General features: G+C 52.3%; 2 protein-coding genes and 1 pseudogene. All 3 read right to left on the bottom strand.

The window, feature by feature from the left end; genetic code table 11:
- Positions 1-1031, bottom strand: a pseudogene (locus AC3WQN_RS25355) (type IV secretion protein Rhs); the annotation flags it as partial.
- A gap of 539 nt (positions 1032-1570) precedes the next feature.
- Positions 1571-2134 carry a hypothetical protein gene (locus AC3WQN_RS25350; RefSeq protein WP_103402400.1) on the bottom strand — a complete coding sequence of 188 codons (564 nt, stop codon included), beginning with the start codon at positions 2132-2134 and terminating at the stop codon, positions 1571-1573.
- Positions 2131-3562: RHS repeat domain-containing protein (locus tag AC3WQN_RS25345; RefSeq protein ID WP_146038410.1), on the bottom strand; the 1432-nt coding region annotated here is incomplete at its 5' end. The genes AC3WQN_RS25350 and AC3WQN_RS25345, both read right to left, overlap by 4 nt.

Below are 3562 nucleotides of genomic sequence, written 5' to 3'. Positions count from 1 at the left end.
AGCAGGCGCGTGGTCTGGCCTTTGCCGTCGGTGTGCGTCAGGACCTGACCGAGGGCGTTGTAGGTGAACGACTCGGCGCTGCCGTCCGGGTGCTGGATGCGCAGCACTTCGCCGTCGGGTTTGCGTTCCAGCGTGGTGGCCTGGCCCAGCGCGTCGGTGACGGCAATCAGGTGGTGACGCTCGTCGAAGCGGTAGGTGGTGGTTTTACCCGAGCAATCCTGGAAGCGTTCGACCTGGGCGTGGCTGTTCCACCACAGGTATTTGGATTTGTGGCTGGCGTCGATGATGGTGTGCGGCAGGCCGTCGTCGCTGTTGAGGTATTCGGTTTTGTTGCCGAGGGCGTCGACCTCGGCGATGAGGTTGCCCTTGGCGTCGTAGCGGGCTTTCCAGGTGCTGCCGTCGGAGTAATCCACCTGGGTGACCAAGGTGGTCAGGTGATGATGCCGGTACTTGATCTTGCGCCCGAGCGGGTCGGTTTCTTCGACCAGCCGCGAGTACTCGTCGTACTTGAGCTCAAGCCGGTTGCCGTCGGGCAGCGTCAGGCCGGTCATGTTGCCGGTGTCGTCAATCTCAATGGCGTAGCGCTCGCCACCGAAGTCGCGGCTTGAAGTGACGCGATGATCGGCGTTGTAGTGGATTTGCAGTTCACGCTCCAACACATCGGTGACCCAGGTGGTGCGGGCCTTCACGTCATAGCGAAAATGAAAGTGTTCACCATCGCTGGTCCAGTGCTCGACCACGCGGGGCTGGCCATCGATACCTTCCCAGCGGTAATGGCAGCTCAGGCCCAGGGCATTGCTGTGACTGGCCATCACGCCGTCGCTGTAGCTGAAGCGCCGTATCGAGTCACTGTTGCGATTGATCACTTCAACCAGCTGACCGTTATCGTCGTAGCGGTACTGCACCAGTGTTTCTACGGCCTGGTGGTCGACGACGCGCTTGACGTCGGTCAACCGCACCAGGGGATTGTCGTAATGCAGGTGCACACGAACGCCACCGGTGGCGCTGAGAACGCTTTCTGCCGTGTGCACCCAATTAGCGGCAATAAAAGAGCAGAGTTGAGTGGCTGAGGCGGTACTCGCAGCCACTCCAAAAATTAAATCTTAAAGAACCTTGATCAAAACCTCACAGACAATCCCACCACCAAACTTGCTCTATCCCGTTACTTAGCGACAACTAATGTGCGCTTAGGCGTTTAAAAAAGATTTCCTCTGCATCATCCTCCGCAATGTAAAAGTTTGCAGAGCTCACAATTTCCTTCGTTTTTTATTGATTTCAGAGTCAACGAGCACCCACCCTACGAGGGGAAGACGATATATATTAGCGAACGGGCCAGCAAAATCCTTATACTCTTTCATACACCCTCTTTAAAAATAACAATATATAGATATCGGTAGACATCAAAAGGTCCACCGACGGCTTTACCAGCTTACTTTTAAAGAGCGAACACCAAATTATTCATCGACACAAACACTGCAAACAATTAAACAAGGCATGCCACCTATACAACACAGAAACAAAACAACAATAGCATCTTTTTAAAATTGACCTCGCTCAATCTGGACAACTCTCAAGCAATGGAAAAATCCCAATCATCAGTTGTAGCAACATTTGAAAGAGCCGGAAGACTTTCAACGGACTCAAACTCCAACTCATAACCTAGCGATACAAATGGATAATTCAAACCCTTAAAACCTCTAATACTCAATGCATAACACCCGCTCACCACATCTAGGTAATCATTATTACCTAAACTCTCAGCACACACATTTCTATAATTCATAAAAAAAGCACTATCCCAATCCATTAGCGCATTCAAATCTGCGATAACAACCAAACCAGAAACCACTTTAATAGGGATACCTGAGTAACAAAACACTTCTCCCGCGCCATTAAAACTTGACTCCTGACCTGCCCCCTTTAGAAAAATGCTGTATTCCATTTCCGGAATTTGATAGAGCGGAAAAATCACCCCATTTTCTACTGCGCGCCGTCCAACCTCTTCATTATTTAGAAAATAATCGAACAAATCATGAGATTCAATAGCGTTACTTATAACGAAATCATTCAATACGACCGGATCAAAAACAACTATCCCAGGCTCAAATATTTCGATTTTTGCTGTATTTTTCATCCGCAACCTCCCGCCGCCTTTAAATTGGACCCTTTACCAATAGACTTATTCAGCGCCTCACCCACTGTGACATTCTTAGCAAGTACTTCACCTGTTCTAGGTATTTTCAGCGTCCCTTTTTGAGGGAATTTTTCATAAGCTTTATTTAGCTTACCTACCAATTCTTCAGGAGTACCAGAAAATTTCTTGTTGAATGGCACGCCTTCTTTTTTTATCGCATCATGAAAGTCCTTGTGAAGAACATCTGATCCATCCAATTCATTTGGAAACCATGACGGCGAGTCAAGCTTTGTTCCTAACTCTGGGAATCCGTGAGTGTTAGCATGCGCTCGCGGGAAAGGGTGATGTCCCATTCCATCAGGCTTAAGCGGCTTCCAAAAAGCCATCCAGCCCCATGGGTCAATCCATCCGGAAGGATTTGGCGCATAGTGATATAGATTATTGCCACCGCTGAGCCCAATCGGATCCTGCGTAACAAACCGCCCCACCTGCGGATCGTAATACCGGAACGTATTGTAGTGCAGCCCCGTCTCATCGTCGAAGTACTGCCCCTGAAACCGCAGGTTCTGCTCGACCGCGTTGACCTCTAACCGCTCAACCGAGCCCCACGCCTTATACCTCGCCTGCCAGACAATACGCCCATCCGCGTCGGTCATCTCCAACGGGGTGCCGATCTGGTCGGTGTGGAAGTAGTAAAGTTTCTGCTCTTCGCCCTCTGCCTGATCGACCCGGGCCAGCGGCGCATAGCTACCCGGCTCGTAGACATACAACCTGCTCTGCCCCGGCGCTTCCTCGCGCAGCAGCCGCAAGCCTTGCCACAGGAAACGTTTGTGTTCGGTCTGGCCGTGGATCTCAGAGTGCTTGGCAACCCGTCGTCCCAGGCTGTCGTATTGATAATGGCCGGTACTTTCCAGCTTGCCGTCAACCCGTGTTTCAGCCCTGACCAGGCGGTTTTCACAGTCGTAGCTGAAGGTCTGCTGCTTGCTGATGCCACTGCTTTTTTCGATCAGGTTGCCCCAGGCGTCGTACGTGTACTCCTGATCCCGCCACTGCCGGATCCGGTTGTCCTTGACCTGGTCAAACTGACTGGTGTTGAAGTTCAACCGGTTCGCCGCCGCGTCGTAGCGAAACTCCTCGCTGTCCACCAGCCGGCCGGTGTCGCGGCTGTGCAACTGGCCGTTGGCTTCGTATTCGTACTTGATCTCGCCGCGTAGCTTGTCGAGGGTGCGCACCAGCTCGCCGGCCGGGTCGTACTGGTAACGGCGGTGGATCGGGTTGTAGGCGTGCTCGACCAGCAGTGAGGGGTTGATGCCGGGGTTGTGGATTTGCGAGAGTTTTTCCGCCGGCAAGGTCGAGGCGAACTGCCAACTCTTGCGGCCCATGGCGTCGTAGCCGAAGCAACTGGTCAGTTGGCCCTGGGAACGGTAG

The sequence above is a fragment of the Pseudomonas sp. FW300-N1A1 genome (genome assembly GCF_058789115.1).
Note: the sequence above shows the minus strand (reverse complement) of the source record. Positions and strands in the feature narration are given on the sequence as shown.